Annotated in this window: 17 protein-coding genes, 1 tRNA gene and 1 pseudogene; 10 read left to right on the forward strand and 9 right to left on the reverse strand. The window is 67.0% G+C overall.

All coding sequences use genetic code 11. The annotated features are described in order from the left end of the window. Nucleotides 1–88: 88 nt before the first annotated feature. On the forward strand, nt 89–1,549 hold the full coding sequence (locus ETR14_RS21780) for a M48 family metalloprotease (protein ID WP_129388889.1): 1,461 nt from the start codon (nt 89–91) through the stop codon (nt 1,547–1,549). A 114-nt stretch (nt 1,550–1,663) separates the two neighbouring features. On the opposite strand, the gene ETR14_RS21785 is transcribed toward ETR14_RS21780, so the two are convergent. Together ETR14_RS21785 and ETR14_RS21790 are read right to left on the reverse strand one after the other, a co-directional pair. Beyond that, nucleotides 1,664–1,831, reverse strand: coding sequence for a Flp family type IVb pilin (locus tag ETR14_RS21785; protein ID WP_129388892.1), 168 nt, complete (start codon nt 1,829–1,831; stop codon nt 1,664–1,666). Nucleotides 1,832–1,963: 132 nt separating this feature from the next. Next, a complete protein-coding gene (locus ETR14_RS21790; RefSeq protein ID WP_129388894.1) occupies nt 1,964–2,137 on the reverse strand; it encodes a Flp family type IVb pilin in 174 nt (57 codons plus the stop codon). A 99-nt stretch (nt 2,138–2,236) separates the two neighbouring features. Here ETR14_RS21790 and ETR14_RS21795 point away from each other — a divergent pair, with 99 nt between their 5' ends. Beyond that, entirely contained in the window at nt 2,237–2,641 is a 405-nt protein-coding gene (locus tag ETR14_RS21795) for a (deoxy)nucleoside triphosphate pyrophosphohydrolase (protein WP_129388896.1), read from the forward strand. Here the strand turns inward: ETR14_RS21795 and ETR14_RS21800 are convergent. The 4 genes from ETR14_RS21800 to ETR14_RS21815 form a co-directional block, all read right to left on the reverse strand. Further along, a complete protein-coding gene (locus tag ETR14_RS21800; protein ID WP_129388899.1) occupies nt 2,628–3,482 on the reverse strand; it encodes a methyltransferase domain-containing protein in 855 nt (284 codons plus the stop codon). The two genes, ETR14_RS21795 and ETR14_RS21800, sit on opposite strands and share 14 nt — an antisense overlap. Nucleotides 3,483–3,662: 180 nt before the next feature. Beyond that, complete coding sequence (locus tag ETR14_RS21805) at nt 3,663–4,052, reverse strand: hypothetical protein (protein WP_129388902.1); 390 nt, start codon at nt 4,050–4,052, stop codon at nt 3,663–3,665. Nucleotides 4,053–4,394: 342 nt separating this feature from the next. After that, complete coding sequence (locus ETR14_RS21810; protein ID WP_129388905.1) at nt 4,395–4,793, reverse strand: hypothetical protein; 399 nt, start codon at nt 4,791–4,793, stop codon at nt 4,395–4,397. An 11-nt stretch (nt 4,794–4,804) separates the two neighbouring features. Further along, nucleotides 4,805–7,537, reverse strand: coding sequence for a TonB-dependent receptor plug domain-containing protein (locus ETR14_RS21815; protein ID WP_129388908.1), 2,733 nt, complete (start codon nt 7,535–7,537; stop codon nt 4,805–4,807). 117 nt (nt 7,538–7,654) lie between these two features. Between ETR14_RS21815 and ETR14_RS21820 the strand changes: the two genes are divergently transcribed. Then, complete coding sequence (locus ETR14_RS21820; protein WP_129388911.1) at nt 7,655–8,419, forward strand: ComF family protein; 765 nt, start codon at nt 7,655–7,657, stop codon at nt 8,417–8,419. Nucleotides 8,420–8,489: 70 nt separating this feature from the next. Here the strand turns inward: ETR14_RS21820 and ETR14_RS28565 are convergent, their stop codons facing one another. Further along, nucleotides 8,490–8,771, reverse strand: coding sequence for a hypothetical protein (locus ETR14_RS28565; protein ID WP_165356568.1), 282 nt, complete (start codon nt 8,769–8,771; stop codon nt 8,490–8,492). Nucleotides 8,772–9,203: 432 nt separating this feature from the next. After that, on the reverse strand, nt 9,204–9,413 hold the full coding sequence (locus ETR14_RS29395) for a hypothetical protein (protein WP_243455631.1): 210 nt from the start codon (nt 9,411–9,413) through the stop codon (nt 9,204–9,206). Here ETR14_RS29395 and ETR14_RS29775 point away from each other — a divergent pair. The 6 genes and pseudogenes from ETR14_RS29775 to ETR14_RS21845 all read left to right on the forward strand — a co-directional run. Further along, nucleotides 9,390–9,770 (forward strand): annotated as a pseudogene (locus ETR14_RS29775) (integrin alpha); the annotation flags it as partial. The gene ETR14_RS29395 and the pseudogene ETR14_RS29775 overlap by 24 nt on opposite strands. A 63-nt stretch (nt 9,771–9,833) precedes the next feature. Continuing rightward, nucleotides 9,834–12,659, forward strand: a complete 2,826-nt coding sequence (locus tag ETR14_RS21825; RefSeq protein ID WP_305851955.1) for a calcium-binding protein — start codon at nt 9,834–9,836, stop codon at nt 12,657–12,659. Between the two features lie 126 nt (nt 12,660–12,785). Then, nucleotides 12,786–13,046 (forward strand): glutaredoxin 3, encoded by a 261-nt coding sequence (gene grxC / locus ETR14_RS21830; protein WP_129388917.1) that lies wholly within the window; start codon nt 12,786–12,788, stop codon nt 13,044–13,046. Nucleotides 13,047–13,104: 58 nt separating this feature from the next. Beyond that, complete coding sequence (locus ETR14_RS21835; protein ID WP_129388920.1) at nt 13,105–13,935, forward strand: carbon-nitrogen hydrolase family protein; 831 nt, start codon at nt 13,105–13,107, stop codon at nt 13,933–13,935. Beyond that, nucleotides 13,932–14,417, forward strand: coding sequence for a DUF1178 family protein (locus ETR14_RS21840; RefSeq protein WP_129388923.1), 486 nt, complete (start codon nt 13,932–13,934; stop codon nt 14,415–14,417). The genes ETR14_RS21835 and ETR14_RS21840 overlap by 4 nt, the downstream gene beginning before the upstream one ends. A gap of 39 nt (nt 14,418–14,456) precedes the next feature. After that, nucleotides 14,457–14,533, forward strand: a tRNA-Arg gene (locus ETR14_RS21845). Between the two features lie 44 nt (nt 14,534–14,577). Here ETR14_RS21845 and ETR14_RS21850 read toward each other — a convergent pair. Continuing rightward, nucleotides 14,578–14,805: a hypothetical protein gene (locus tag ETR14_RS21850; protein WP_129388926.1), complete on the reverse strand. Its 228-nt coding sequence runs from the start codon at nt 14,803–14,805 to the stop codon at nt 14,578–14,580. A 215-nt stretch (nt 14,806–15,020) separates the two neighbouring features. Here ETR14_RS21850 and folE point away from each other — a divergent pair, with 215 nt between their 5' ends. Continuing rightward, nucleotides 15,021–15,638 (forward strand): GTP cyclohydrolase I FolE, encoded by a 618-nt coding sequence (gene folE, locus ETR14_RS21855; protein WP_129388929.1) that lies wholly within the window; start codon nt 15,021–15,023, stop codon nt 15,636–15,638. Nucleotides 15,639–15,711 lie beyond the last annotated feature (73 nt).

The raw sequence follows: 15,711 nt of genomic DNA on the forward strand, positions 1-15,711 counted from the left end.
CGGACTCCTTCCGGCGGCGAAAGGAACCTTCTCCTGCTCTGCCCCGTTCGTTTGCGACGAATTGTCGGTATGCGTGAGGAGGGAGAGGATGAAGGTGAAGGCGCTGATGACGCTGTCGGTGACGGCTGTCTCGGTGACGGCTCTGGTCGCGAGCGGCGCCGAGTCGCAGGGCCGCACCCGGAGCATCTCGCAGAGTTCCGCGGCGCAGGCGGCGCAGCAGCATCCACAGATCGTCGCCGAATTCGGCGGTGAGGACACCAGTGCGCGATCCGCTTACGTCCGCTCGGTCGGCTCCCGGGTGACCGCACAGAGCAACATCACGGGCGGCGGCAACGCCTTCCGCATCACCACGCTCAATTCGCCCGTGATGAACGCGTTCGCCGTACCCGGCGGCTATTTGTACGTCACCCGCCAGCTGATCGGGCTGATGAACGACGAGGCGGAGCTTGCCTCCGTGCTCGGCCACGAGGCCGGCCACGTCGCCGCGCGCCACAGCAAGCAGCGCCAGCGCGCCAGCATCCTCAGCCAGATCCTTTCGGTGGGCGCTGCGGTGCTGACCGGATCGAGCGAGCTCGGCCAGCTCGCCGGACAGGTGAGCCAGGGGCTGGTGCTGAGCTATTCGCGCAGCCAGGAGCTCGAAGCGGACGATCTCGGCGTCCGCTATATCGCCGCCGCCGGCTACGATCCGCTCGCCTCCGCCCAGTTCCTGGGCTCGCTGGGGGCAGCGACCTCGCTCGAGGCGCGCGCCTCCGGCCGCAACGATGAACGCTCGACGCCGAGCTGGGCGCGAACCCATCCGTTGAGCTCGGAACGGGTGACTCGCGCGACACAGAAGGCCCGCGCCACCGGACGCACAACGGGCCTGCGCAACCGCGACCAGTTCCTCGCCCAGATCGACGGCATCATGGTCGACGACGATCCGCGGCAGGGCGTGATCGATGGCCGCACCTTCCGCCATCCCGATCTTCGGCTCCGCTTCACCGTGCCGGACGGATACGGCATGCAGAACGGCACCAATGCGCTCAGCATCGTCGGCCAGGGCGGCCAGGCCCAGTTCACCGGCAGCGCGTTCAACGGCAGCATGGCCAATTACGTCGCCGCCGCCTTCCAGTCGGTCGTCGGCCAGCAGGGAAGGGTCAATTTCAGCCAACCCCGCACCACCACGATCGGAGGCATTCCGGCCGCCTATTCCACGGCCCGCGTCTCTACACAGTCGGGCGAGGTCGACCTCACCATCGTCGCCTATCAATGGAGCGCGAACAGCGCCTATCATTTTGCCCTGATCACGCCTGCGGGGGCCGGGATCGGGCCATTCGAAGCGATGGTCCAGTCGGTGGGCCGGTTGAGTGCGGCGGAAGCGGCGGCGATCCGGCCGAGAGTGATCGACGTGGTCACGGTAGCGTCGGGCGACACCGTCCAGAGCCTGGCCAATCGCATGGCCTATGACGATCTCAAGCTCGAGCGTTTTCGGGTGTTGAACGGGCTCGCCGCTAACAGCAGCCTCTCGCCGGGGCAGAAGGTCAAACTGGTGGTCTACGGCACGCGCTGACCGCGCAACGCTGGGCGATCCTCGCTACCGAGGCTTCAACGAGAAAGGGCGGCGAAACCGAAGTTTCGCCGCCCCCTCTTTTGCCCCGCGGCGGCCGCGCCGCCGCCGACACCATTAGGTGTTCTTGAGGCCGTTGTTCACGTTGTTGAACGTGCTGGTCACGCTGCCACCGACGCTCTTCATCGCGGTGATGGCGGCAACGGCGATGAGGGCGGCGATGAGGCCGTACTCGATGGCGGTCGCGCCCTTGTTGTTCTTGATCAGCTTACGAATAAACATCATGTCCGGTCTCCTGTTCCAAAGCGCTCGGAAGTCCACACTTCCATGCCCCCGACCCGTAATCACGTGGGCATGCTGCGTTTTTAGGGAGTGAAGGTTTCGAAAACGTTAGCGCGAACCCCGGTCCTGCACGGACTACATGTTCTGGGTGGCGTTGTTGGACACCGTGTTCCACATCCTGATCGTGCTGCCGCCGACCGAGCCCATCGCCACCATGCCGGCGACGACGATCAGGGCGCAGATCATGCCATATTCGATGGCTGTTGCCGCCTTCTCGTCCCGGACCAGCTTTGCTACCCAGCGCTTCACGTCGGCATCCTTTTGCGCGCATGCATTCGCGTATCGGGATAGAACAGCGACGTTAACACTTTCCTAGGAAGGCGACGCTTGCCGGAAAAAATCCCGACGATGACGGTAGTTGCCGCCGCCCTTGTGCGCGCCGACGGCCGCATCCTGCTCCAGCAACGCGCACCGGGCCGGGCGATGGCCGGCCTGTGGGAGTTTCCCGGCGGCAAGGTCGAGCCCGGCGAGCGGCCGGAGGCCGCGCTTGTGCGGGAACTCGGCGAAGAGCTCGGCATCCGGGTCGATGCGGCGGATCTGGCGCCTGCGACCTTCGCCAGCGCCGACAATGATCGCCGGCACATGCTGCTCCTGCTCTATGTCTGTCGCCGCTGGCGGGGCACCCCCGAAGCGCTCGATGCGACGGCGATCGACTGGGTATCGCCGGACGACATGCGCGCGCTGGCGATGCCGCCGGCGGACATTCCCCTGATCCCGATCCTGAAGGCGTTGCTGCCGCTCAGCGCGGCTTGAGCGCCGCGGCCAGCGAGGTCGTGGCGCTGCCCCGCCGCGCCGGCTTGGGCTGGCTCGGCGCCGGTGCCCAGCCGAGCAGGTGGAGTATCTCGAAACGTTCGGTCGTCTTGCCGTCGCCCTCCGCGTGCGCCGCGAAATCAGCGATCGCGGCAGCCAGGCCATAGCGGCTGATCGGCCGGCCCGCCCGCGCGGCAAGGACATTGGTCGCGGCCATTGCACGCAGATCGGCAATCAGCCGCATCAGGCCTGAGAAACGTACGTTTACGCCGTGACTGTCGACCACCGGAAGGGCGAAGCCGGCCCGGCTCAGCAGGTCGCCCGCCGCGCGCACGTCGATCTGGGGATGAACGCGCGCCGCAATCCCACCATCAGCCTCATCGGCGGCCATCATCGCGGCACGCAGCCTGGGAAGCGTGCCGGCGCCCGCGAAGGCGGCGAGGAACAGCCCGTCCGGCACGAGCGCCCGCCGGATCAGCAGAAGCGCGCCCGGAAGATCGTTGACCGTGTCGAGCAGACCGATCGACACGACGAGATCGAAGGCGCCGTCGGCAAAAGGCAGACGATCCTCGTCGCACTGCACGCCTTCGACGGCCCGCGCAAAGGCGAAAGAGGGATCCGCGAAAGTCACCGCGAGTCCGCGGGCACTCAGCCCGTCACCGAACGCCGGGTCGGCCGCGCCGAGCACCAGCGCATGTCCGAAGCTGCGGGTGACGCTGTCCAGCCGATCGAGCAGATCCTCGCCGATCAGCCGATGAAGATAGTCCGCGCCGGCAAAGCGGCCGGCGGCACGATCGCGGCGAAGTCTGCGTAGCCGGCGATCGAACGGCGTGTCCTGACTCATCGCGCAGCCTTAGAGGGGGTTGGCAGCGAAAGCCATGCTCCGCCAACCGGCTAAGCACGCGAAGAGGCCGGCCCTCCCGCGAGAAGACCGGCCTCACCCCCGCTACGCAACTGGGGAGATCGACCGCCGTCGATGCCTGCTTATCCTGCGATTCGGTTGAGTTCCGGCTGAATGGAGTGGTCAGCCACGGTTCAGCCGCTGCTCGGGCTTCACCTCTGCCGCGCCGTGGGTGCCGAGCAGGCGCCCGACGCCGGAGCCGACTGCAAGCGCGAAGGCGGGAAGAGACGCCGTGGCCGGCGGCGCGGGGTGCCTTGCCGCATTCGAGCGCGTGCCGTCGCGGTCCGGGATGGTCGTGGCGACGCTCGCATCTGCGTCAACCGCATCGCGAAGTCGCTCGACGCGGACACCGGAGCGCCACACTACCGCATGGCCGTCCGGAATGTCCTGCCAGGCGGCACCGAGACGGATCATTGCGGTGCCGCAGCGCCGGCACTGGCTGAAATGATATCCGCCGCTGTAGGCGTGGATTTCGCCCGCTTCATGGCCGCCGAGCGCGCATAGCAACTTCATCGTTCGTCCTCGCCGGTGGTCGGAGCGGAAGAGCGCTGCCGGCGTGGCCAGGCCGAAGGAGGGCGGCCAGACGCGTGAGCAGGGAAGGGGGAAGGCGGCACGGGCGCGCCGATGCGAGATCGACCTTGGCCCGCCAAGAAGCGATGCCGATACGCCGCACCGCTCACCGCTTCCCTTACGCAACTCGCACCGAACAAACACTCGTTGGTACCGGGATGCGGATAGCGCGGACCGCCTGTGGCCACACGCTAGGAGATGTACGTGCGTATTTGTACGTGATCCGCGATGCAGGGCATGCGGTCCCTGCAGCCGCGCGGAACTCTGCCGCGGAGCGAGTTCCGCTCAGTCGGCCTGGGCGCGGTAGGGTACCCATTCGCGCAGCGGACAGGCGGCGCCCGGGATGCTGGTGCCGGGGTCGAGGCCGCGTACCAGGTCGCCGCGGCAATATTCGCTGCCATGCGCCTCGATGATCAGCGTGTTCAGCGGCCGCAGCCCCGGACAGTCCGCCTCCAGCCGGTTGACCCAGATGGTGCGGCCTTCCCGGCGAACGATGGTGCGGCGATCGACGATCGCCAGACCCTGGCTCTGCCGCGTCGGGATGCAGCTCTGCGGCGGGCCGGCGGTGCGATCGGCGATCTCGCCCGCAAACGCCTCCTGATCGCGCGTGGTCGCGGGATCCCCCTGTCCGGCGCAGCCGACGAGGGCGAGCCCGAGAGGGAGCCATGGCAGCAGCAGCTTCATCTTCGCCTCCATCAGAAGAACAATTTGCGCAGACTCAAACGCACCGAACGGCCAAGCGGATCAAGATAATCCGGCTGATAGCTGAGCGGGGTCGTGCCGCTTGCGTCGGTGACGCGCGGACGGCTGTTGAAGACGTTGTCGACCGACAGCGACACCCGCGCGCCACGGAAGAACGGCACCTTGCGAACCAGCGATCTTTGCTGGCTGAGATCGGCGAACAGGCGAAGGTTGATCGTCGCGAGATCGGAGAAAGCGAGGTCGCTGCGGGTGCCGCCGCCGGAGACGGGGCCGCCGAGCACATTGGTGCCGCTCTGCCAGCTGCCATTGATGCGCGCGCCGAAGCCGTTGCGGAAGACGCCGGCATCGAGATCGATCTGGTGCCGCGCCGTGCCGCCGCGATTGCCGGCCGCCGAGCCATTGAGGAAATCCAGTTCCGGAACACCGGGCCGGATCAGCACCGAATCCTCGAAACGCCACGTGTGGAACAGCCCTAGCTGGATGCGGCCGCCGCCTGGGCCTCCGCCGAAGCCGCCGCGACCGCCCCGGAACCCGCCACGGCCACCCGGTCCGCGGCCGCCGCCTGGGCCCTGACCCGCATTTTGCGGCGGCCCGCCCTCGGAGCGCCCTTGCGGTGGCGGCGTGCCGCCGGTCGCCGGCGTGCCCGGCGCCGGTGCCGCCCCCGGCGCCGCGGGCGGTCCGCCGTCGCGGCTGCCGCGACGGCCCTGCCGCGGCTGCGGCTGCGGCCCGAACGGCAGCGACAGGTTCAATCCCCAGCGCAGCTCGCGGCGCTTGGACCTGGCGAAATTGAGCGGCCTCGCGTCGATGCGGAGCAGCCGGCCGTCGGCGTCGCGCACGAACCGGTCCGGGAACGCGGCCTCGATCTCGGCCGTCGCCGTCGGGAAGGATGCGATCGGATTGTCGATCCTGGTGTCCGTGTAATTGGCCGACACGGTCAGATCCTTCTGGCCGGTGAACGGCCGCACCGTCGCGCCCAGTTTGTAAACCCGTCGATTGTCGGCGACGAGCTGCGGGTTGCCGCCTTCGAGCCGGCTGATGTCGACCGTCTCACCGCGCACGAAATCGAACACGCGGACGTTGGGCGTGAGCAGCACCGGATCGCCCAGTTGGCTGATGCTCGGCGGGCCTTCCTCGTCGGTCATCGACGCGATCAGGCTGATCATGTCGATCGGCGACCAGTTGAGCCCGGCACCGAGCGTGCGCAGGGTGCCGAAATCGGAGAAATGCTCGACCTCGGCATTGGCGTTGAGGGAGAGGTTTCCGATTGCCTCCAGGAAGCCCTCGCGCCGGCTGGCGATCGGGATGTCGATATTGGCCTGGCCGTGGGTACGGTCGCGGGAGAGATCGCGGGTGGTGACGATTCCGGCGCGGAGCGACTCGCTCTCGAGATCGCGGGTGTCGAAGCCGACGCGCAGGCTGGCATTGATCTCCCCGCCCGGCAGCAGGAACAACGGGCCGCTCGCCACCGCCTCGGCGGAGCCGATGTTGGTGAGCGAGCGCGTGCGGTCGCTCGGCCGCGCCAGGAACAGGGTGTCGCTGAGATCGCCGCGCGGATCGACGTTCGGATCGTTTGCGAGGATCCGTTCCTGGATCAGAGTCGGCAGGATGCCCTGGTTGGTGACGTTGTCGCTGCTGTTGCGATCGTAGTTGCCGGTGAACGACCAGCGCCAGCGGTCGACGTCGCCGTTGAGCGCGAGCCCGGTGTGGAATGCGCGACTATCGTTCAGCCGGCGCAGCGGGCCCGCGGTCGGCAGGTAGCGGAAAACGGTGTCAGCGCCGGGCTGCGCAAACGGGCTGCCCGCCGGAACGTCGAGCGTGATCGAGGGAAGGCCGAACCGGCTTTCGCTGCTGTTGATGTCGAGGCTGGTGTTGAGCGTCGCCGACACGTTGCCGAAGATCGTCCGGTTGAGCGTCGCGGCCATTTCCCAGCTTTCCGTCTCACCGAGCAGGGTGCGGTAGGGCGCCAGGCTCGGCACGGCGGGATCGCCCGTGCCGGCCGTCGCCTGGACGATGTCGCGCTCGCTCTCGAACAAGGGCGATTGCTTCGAATATTCGGCATCGACGGTCCAGCGGCCATTGTCGTTCAGCTGCAGGACGTTGATGTCGGCTTCATGGCTCGGCCGCCCGCCTTCGGTCGCGACTCCCGCCTCGAGCTCGGCCGTGACCGCGCGGAAACGCCGACGCAGCACGAAATTGACGACGCGCTGGTCTGCCCGATAGCCGTAACGCAGCGCGACTTCCTCCGGGAACACCTCGACCCTGGTGATCGCTTCCGGGGGGATGTTGCGGATCTCGCGGAAGCCGGAGATGCGCCGGCCGTTCAGCAGCACGACCGGGCTGCCGCCGTCCCGTCCGCGTCCGCTGGACGTCTGCGGCGCAAGCGCCTCCAGCAACTCGCCGATGTTGCTCGCGCCATAAGCCCTGATGTCGCGGCGATCGAGGGTCACCTCTGCCGGAATGTCGGTGTCCACGGTGCCGCGGGCCCGAGTCCCGGTGACCACGATCTCCTCTTCTTCCTCCGCATCCGGCTCCTGCGGCGCCGGCTCTGCCGGCGGCGCGCTTGCCTGGGGGGCGGCCGCCGCGCCGACATCGGTGCCGCTCTCCGGCGCAGCGGTCACGCCCACGGTCGGCGATTCCGCGCTCGACGGCTGTTCCGGCGGGGCGTCCTGGCCGGACACGGTCTGAGAGGCGGCAGCAATCGCAAGCAGAAACAGATCAGAATTCACGCGGGACTACCTTTTCGGGTTCTTCTCGTTCGGAGGGGTCGGGGGTGGTCAAATTCGGCTGAACCGAGGCTGTATCGGGGGCTTGCGGCAAATGCGCTTCAGAGAGACAAGGGTTCCATGACAATTTCGGGAGCCGTCCGCACCGGCGCTGCGATTGCCGCTCGAGGGCTGCTCGATTTCGCGCTGCCGCCGCGGTGCCCGGCGTGCGGCGTGATCGTTCCCGATCCCAATCGCTTCTGCCTGGAGTGCTGGAGCGGGCTTCACTTTCTCGGGGATCCGTGCTGCCGACGCTGCGGCCTTCCTTTCGCCTTCGCGGTCGCAAGCGACGCCGAATGCGCCGGCTGTCTCGGCGAGCCGCCGCGTTTCGACCGCCTCCGCGCGGCCGTGGCCTATGGCGAGATTGCACGCAAGGTGGCGCTGAAACTCAAATATAGCGGCCGCCCAGGCATCGCCGGTACCCTTGCTGCGTTGATGGTCCGCCACGTCCGGCCGTCCGTGGAAAGATCGGAGACGCTGCTCGTGCCGGTGCCGCTGCACCGCTGGCGGATCTGGAGCCGCGGCTACAACCAGTCGGCGCTGATCGCCGCCTCGCTGGCGAAGCGGACCGGCATCGCCGCCGCCAACGACCTCCTCCGCCGCACCCGCCACACGCCGCCGCTGCGCGGCCTCGGCCGCCGCGAGCGCGCCGAAGCGGTGCGCGGCGTGTTCGCACTTGCGCCCGGAGCCGAGGCTGCGCTCGCCGGGCGCCGCATCATCCTGGTCGACGACGTCTTCACCACCGGCGCCACCGCCGGGGCGTGCGCACAGGCCTTGAAGCGAGCCGGAGCGGCGGAGGTCGAGGTGCTGTGCTGGGCGCGGGTCGTCAGAGAGAACGAAGTCTAATTCTGGCACGTCTGGCGCCGAGAGCAGCGCCGGAGCGGCATTTACCGTGTCCGCCGCGTGGACGTTCCTGCTACTTGGCCCCTCTATCCGGGGGAGTAACCGGTTCGTGACGACCATCTACCTGTCGAGCCTCGGCTCGGGCGGCGCCGTTCTGCGCAATGATAAACTCGACTACGCGTTTGCTGCTGCTGGCGACGTGAATGGAGACGGCTTCGGCGATGTTCTTGTCGCCGGCAAAGGCAATACCGGAGCAAACGAACTTGCCGGCGCTTACCTCCTTTTCGGCAGGGAGGGGGGGGTGGCAGGTATCGACCTTGCCAATCTGGCTGCCACAGACGGATTTTTCATGCAATCGCCTTCTTTCTCTGTGGAGGTCGCTTCTGCCGGAGACTTCGACGGAGACGGGTACGATGACATGCTTATCGGTGATGCATGGCTGAACGGCAGTGCGGGGGACACCTACCTCATCCGCGGTGCGCCATCCAACTCTGGAACGTTGAGCCTTCCGGCTCCGCATGGTGCCGGCATCGTCATGGACAGCAGTGTCAAGGCAGGGGTGCCCTATATATTCAACGTGAGCCTTTCCTCGGCCGGCGACATCAACAACGATGGCTACGACGACGTTCTGGTAAGCAGCATCCTCAACCGTGCTTGGGTCGTCTACGGCAAAGAAGGTGCGCTAAAGGATGTTGATCTCGACGCGCTTCAGCCCACAGACGGTTTCATGATTGCGGGTGAATCCCGATACAATGATCCAAATATGGCTGCAAGTCCCGAGCTCCTTTCAGTCGGGGACGTAAATGGTGACGCTATCGACGACTTCGCGTTCAACAATTATGTCATCTTTGGAAAGCAGTTGCCGTTCAGTAATCTTAGTGTCGAAGCACTTGCCGCATCGCAAGGCTTTCACTTCGTCGATGGCTACAGGATAGCCGCTGCGGGTGACGTCAACGGCGACGGCATCAAGGATATGATCGCCACGAACAGTGAGCATGAGGCTTATGTCGTGTTTGGCAGACGCGGCGGCGGTTCTATCGATCCTTCAAACCTTGGTTCCGGTGGGTTTGCTCTTCACTCGCCGCTTGATCGTGACATCACCGAAGCAGCAGGTGCGGGGGATGTGAACGGCGATGGCTTCGACGACCTGATTGTCGGTGCGAGGGAAAACTGGCTCTCCGGGAAAGACACTGGGGGGGCCTATGTCATATTTGGCAAGGCCGCTGCGAACTCCGTAGATCTCGCCAGCCTGCCCGATAGTGCCGGCTTCTTCATCCAAGGTGCGAGCGCCGAGAAGTGGGCCGGAGACAGGGTCGCCAAAGCTGGTGATCTCAACGGAGATGGCTTTGCCGACATCCTTATCGGGGCGGCGGCCAGGGATAGTTCAAAATCGATTGTCTACGCGGTTTACGGCTTGATGCCGACCGCAGCTGTGACCCGGACGGGGTCCGCAGGCGGGCAGACGATAAGTGGCGGCGCTTTCGGAGACACGCTCTACGGGCTCGGCGGCGACGATCGCCTGCTCGGCGGGGCGGGAGACGACATCCTTGACGGGGGCGAAGGTACCGACACGCTTGTAGGAGGGGCGGGCAACGACATTTTTGTCGCCGATCAGGCCGACTCCATATTGGAAGCTGCCGGCGCGGGAACGGATGAGGTTCGTACTGCTGCAGGAATCTTCACCCTGAGTGAAAATGTCGAAAAGCTGACGGGTGTCGGCACCGGCGCACAGGTGCTTACCGGAAACGCAGGTGACAACGTCATCGATGGCGGCGCCGGAGCGGATCGAGTGGTCGGACTCGGCGGTAACGACACCTACTACGTAGACAATTCGGGGGACGTGATCGTCGAGGCCGCCAACGCGGGGACCGATGAGGTTCGCACTGCGCTTGCCGTTTATACCTTGGCAGCCAATGTTGAAGTTCTCACTGGAACGTCGGCCACCGGCCAAACGCTAAACGGCAGCGAAGTGGGCAATCTGATCGACGGCGGTGCCGGCAATGACATCATGAATGGTCTTGGCGGTGCCGACACGTTGCGCGGCAATGCGGGCAACGATGTCTACATCGTCGGCGCCGGCGATGTCGTGGTCGAGGCGGCGGGCAACGGCACCGATCGGGTGCGTACCGCGCTTGCTTCCTATTCGCTCGCCGCCAATGTCGAGGAACTGGTCGGCACGGCGGCAACCGGGCAGGGGCTGTCCGGCAACGCTCTGGCCAACACGATCACCGGCGGCAGCGGCAACGATATTCTCGACGGCGCGGGCGGCGCCGACATCCTGCAGGGCGGGCTCGGCGACGATATCTATTTCTTCGACGGCAGCGATGCTTTGTTGGAAGCTGCGAATGCGGGCACCGACGAGGTGCGCGTGTCGTTCGCCGCTTATACGCTGGCGGCCGCGAACATCGAGAACCTCACCGGCACGTCGGCGGCTGGCCAGGCGCTGACTGGAGATGCGGGCGCCAACGTCATCACCGGCGGCACCGGCAACGACACGCTGGATGGCGGTGCGGGCGCCGACACTTTGCGCGGCGGCCTTGGCAACGACATTTATCTGGTCGATGCCGAGGACATCGTGGTCGAGGCGGCGAATGCCGGCACCGACCAGGTCCGCGTCTCGCTCGCGGCGTACACGCTCAGGGCCGCGAACGTCGAGATCCTGACCGGGACGTCGGCGACCGGGCAGACGCTCAACGGCAACGAGCTCGGCAATTTGATCGACGGCGGTGCCGGCAACGACATCCTGAACGGCCTCGGCGGCAGCGACACCTTGCGCGGCAATGGCGGCAACGACGTCTACATCGTCGGCGCCGGCGATGTCGTCGTCGAGGCTGCGGGCAACGGCACGGACCGGGTCCGCACCGCGCTTGCGTCCTATTCGCTCACCGCCGATGTCGAGGAACTGGTCGGCACCGCCACCACCGGCCAGATCCTGCTTGGCAATTACATCGCCAACACGATCACGGGCGGCAGCGGCAACGACTTTCTGGACGGCGGCAATGGCAGCGACATCCTCCAGGGCGGGCTCGGCGACGACGTCTATTTCTTCGACGGCAGCGACGGCCTGGTCGAGGCGGCCAATGCCGGCACCGACGAGGTCCGGGTGGCGGTGGCGAGCTTCACCCTGGGTGCCAATTTCGAGAACGTGACCGGCACCGGCAGCGCTGGCCAGGTCCTGACCGGCAACACGGCGAACAATCTGATCGACGGCGGCCTCGGTGCCGACCGGATGGTCGGGCTCGGCGGCAACGACATCTATCTGATCGACAATTTGGGCGACGTTGTCGTCGAAGCGGCCGGGGAGGGTGTGGACGAAGTCCGCACCGCGCTCGGCAGCCGCACCGACTTCAGCCAGCTCTACGTGCTCGCCGCCAATGTCGAGACTTTCACCGGCACCTCGACGACGGGGCAGGGCGTGCGCCTCAATGCTGGTGACAATGTCGTGCGGGTGCTGATGGGCAACGACCTGCTCGTGCTCGACGACGGCGGCAACGACCAGGTCAATGCCGGCGGCGGCGCGGACTTCCTCTACATGGGGGCGGCGTTCGGCAATGGCGATGCGCTGAACGGCGGCGCCGGCAACGACACGGTGTCGCTGACCGGCACTTACGCGCTCACCCTCCAGGCCGACGATCTCGTCTCGATCGAGAAGCTGATCCTCGACAGCTCCGGCAATGCGGCGGCGCCCTACACCTATGCCATCGTCATGAACAACGCCAACGTCGCCGCCGGCCAGCAGCTGGTGGTCGCGGCCGAGGCGCTGCTCGCCGGCGAGGTGCTGAGCTTCAACGGTGCCGGCGAAACCGACGGCAGCTACAGCGTCCAGGGCGGCCGCGGCGGCGATACGATCGTCACTGGCGCCGGTGCCGACCGGATCTGGGGCAATGGCGGTGCCGATCTCCTCACCGGCGGCGCCGGCAAGGACCTGTTCGACTATCGCGCGGCGAGCGACTCCACCGCCGCTGCGCGCGACCGGATCGGCGACTTCGCCGCCGGCGACCAGATCCTGCTTCAGGCGATCGATGCCGACGGCGCTGCCGGCAATGGCGACAGCGCTTTCCGCTTCATCGGCGCGGCGGCGTTCAGCCACAGCGCCGGCGAGCTTCGCGCCAGCGCCGCGACAGGCATTCCGAACGGCTGGCTGGTCGAAGGCGACGTCAATGGCGACGGCATCGGCGATCTTTCGATCCTGGTCGTCGCAACGCCAGGCTATCAGCTCAGCGCCGCCGACTTCGTCTTGTAAACATGGGCGCCCGCTCCGGCGGGCGCGCGCCTCCCAATGGACATTTTCCCGCCCGCGCGTGTTCATGTTGACAGGCGCGGGCGTGTCGCCGCACTGCGCCCGCATATCCAGCAGCGAGACATCTTCATGGCACGCGTCGAGATCTACACCAAGTTCACCTGCCCCTATTGCTTCCGCGCCAAGCGCCTGCTCGACGAGAAGGGCGTGACCTACGAAGAATATGAAGTGACCCAGATCCCGGGCAAGCGGGACGAGATGCTCGAGCGTTCCAATGGACGCCACACCGTGCCGCAGATCTTCATCGATGGCCGTCACATCGGCGGCTCCGACGACCTCCACGAACTCGATCGGCAGGGCGAGCTCGATCCCCTGCTGCAGGCGGGCTGAAGCGGTATCGCAATCGGCCGGCATTGACAGCGGGTCTGTCGCGCCGCACCTCGGCGCCATGACCAAGATCGCCCTCTACCAGGCCCGAACCGGGATCGATCCGGCGAGGAATGCCGACGCGCTCGTCGCGGCCGTCGAACAGGCTGCGGCGGGCGGCGCCGCCATCCTGTTCACGCCGGAAATGAGCGGGATGCTCGATCGCGACCGCGCCCGGGCGGCGCCCAACTACCGTTCGCAGGCCGAGGATGGCGTGCTCGCGGCGGTCCGCGATGCGGCCGCCCGGACCGGCATCTGGGTTCACCTCGGCTCGCTTGCGGTCAGGCGAGAGGATGGACGGCTGAACAATCGGGCGTTCGTGATCGACGATGCCGGAGCGATCCGCGCCTCTTACGACAAGCTCCACCTGTTCGACGTTGATCTCGCGACCGGCGAGAGCTGGCGCGAGTCGGCAAGCTACGCGCCGGGCGAGCGAGCACTGGTAGTCGACACACCGGCAGGGCCGCTCGGCCTCGCCATCTGCTACGATCTGCGCTTCCCGGACCTGTTCCGCAGCCTCACCGACGCCGGCGCGGAAATCCTCGGCATACCCGCGGCCTTCACGGTGCCGACGGGGGCGGCCCACTGGCACGTGCTGATGCGGGCGCGCGCGATCGAGGCCGGCGTGTTCGTCGTCGCTGCCGCACAAGGCGGCCGCCACGAGGACGGGCGCGAGACCTTCGGCCACAGCCTCGTCGTCGACCCGTGGGGCGAGATCCTGCTCGACATGGGCGAAGGTGAGGGCGTCGGCTTTGCCGAGATCGACCTCGGCCATGTCGCCGAGGTACGCAGCCGCCTGCCGGCAATCCGTCATCGCCGCCCGATCCCGCCGGTCGAGCGGATCAGGGGATGATCGTCTTCGACCTGAAATGCGCGCCGCAGGGACACGTCTTCGAAGGCTGGTTCGGTTCCTCCGGCGATTACGAGCAGCAGCGCGCGCGTGGCCTGGTCTCGTGCCCGCTATGCGGATCGGGCGAGATCGGCAAGGCGCCGATGGCGCCCGCCGTGTCCGCCAAGTCGAACGCGCGCCAACCGGCGCCGACGTCCGCTCCGCCTGCAGCGCGCGCCGACGCTCCCGGCCTTGCGATGGCCGATCCGCAGGCGGTGAAGGCGATGCTCGCGGCGGCCGCCGCGATCCAGAAGAGCCTGCTGGAGAAAAGCGAGAGCGTCGGTGACCGCTTCGCCGACGAGGCACGCGCGATCCACCTCGGCGATGCCGACGCCCGGCCGATCCACGGCCGGGCGACGCCCGAGCAGGCGGCGGCATTGGTCGACGAGGGCATTCCGATCGCGCCCCTGCCATTTCCGGTGATCACGCCCGGCGAGGAGAATTGACCCTGGCCGCGACTGGGCCTAACTCGGCGAACGGTGGACGGCCCCGTAGCTCAGCAGGATAGAGCATCAGATTCCTAATCTGAGGGCCACAGGTTCGAATCCTGTCGGGGTCACCACCATCGCCGGGAAGAGATCGCGGAGGGCGGCGTCCATCAGCCGGTCACGGCGTGATCGGAAGATCCTCATTCTCGTCCTCGTCGAATGGCCAGGTGCCGGTGGCGAGAAGGACTCCGAACACGATCACGCCGCCGAACAGGACCGGTGCGAACGGAGATCCGGACGCTGCGAACGGATTGCCGGAGCCGTCTTCCACCGAAGAGGATTGGGCAATTGCCGGGCTGACCGCCAGCGAGGCTGCGGCGGCCCCAACCAGGGCTTTCTTGAACATCGAACAGGTCCCTTTCTTTCCCACGTCCGGCAACGGCCGCGTGGGCGTGCGTCAACCTGAGCGCGTACGGGCGGGTTCCGGCCCACGCCGCCAAGCGTGCGACGGCACGGATAAGGCGATTCGGATGCACGGATTGGCGCCAGCGCATGGGCGGGCGCGACGCCACTGGAGGGGCGAGGCCCGGGCCGCTATAGGCGCGGCGAAGGAGACCGGCTTTGGCGAGTGGCGACAATCTGAACGACGGCGATCTCGTCCGCGCGGCGCCAAGGATCGAGGTGCCGGCGGACGTTCAGGAGGCGGTGCGCACCCTGATCCGCTGGGCGGGGGACGACCCTGCCCGGGAAGGTCTGTTGGACACGCCGCTGCGGGTCGCGCGGGCGTGGAAGGAATATGCCAAGGGCTATGAGGAGGATCCGGCGCATCACCTCAGCCGTACCTTCGACGAGGTGGGCGGCTATGACGAGATCGTGCTGCTCAAGGACATCCCGTTCCAGTCGCATTGCGAGCACCATATGGCGCCGATCATCGGCAAGGCCTCGATTGCCTATCTGCCGCACGAGCGCGTGGTCGGCATCTCGAAGCTCGCACGCGTGCTGCACGGCTTCGCCCGCCGGCTGCAGGTCCAGGAGCGGCTGACCGCCCAGGTCGCCGATTGCGTCTGGGATCATCTGAAGCCTCAGGGGGTGGCGGTGGTGATTGAGGCGAGCCACGCCTGCATGACCGCACGCGGCGTCAACACACCCGGCGTGATGATGACGACCAGCCGGATGATGGGCGTGTTCCGCCAGGACGAACGCAGCCGCCGCGAAGTGCTGGCCTTGATGGGGTATTGACGGATCCGGGGGATCCGTCATCCCAGCGTAAGCTGGGATCTCGTCGGGTGAAAGGCGCCCCGCCCGTAGCGAC

Origin of the sequence: Sphingosinicella sp. BN140058, from assembly GCF_004135585.1 — a bacterium.
Taxonomy (GTDB): Bacteria; Pseudomonadota; Alphaproteobacteria; order Sphingomonadales; family Sphingomonadaceae; genus Allosphingosinicella.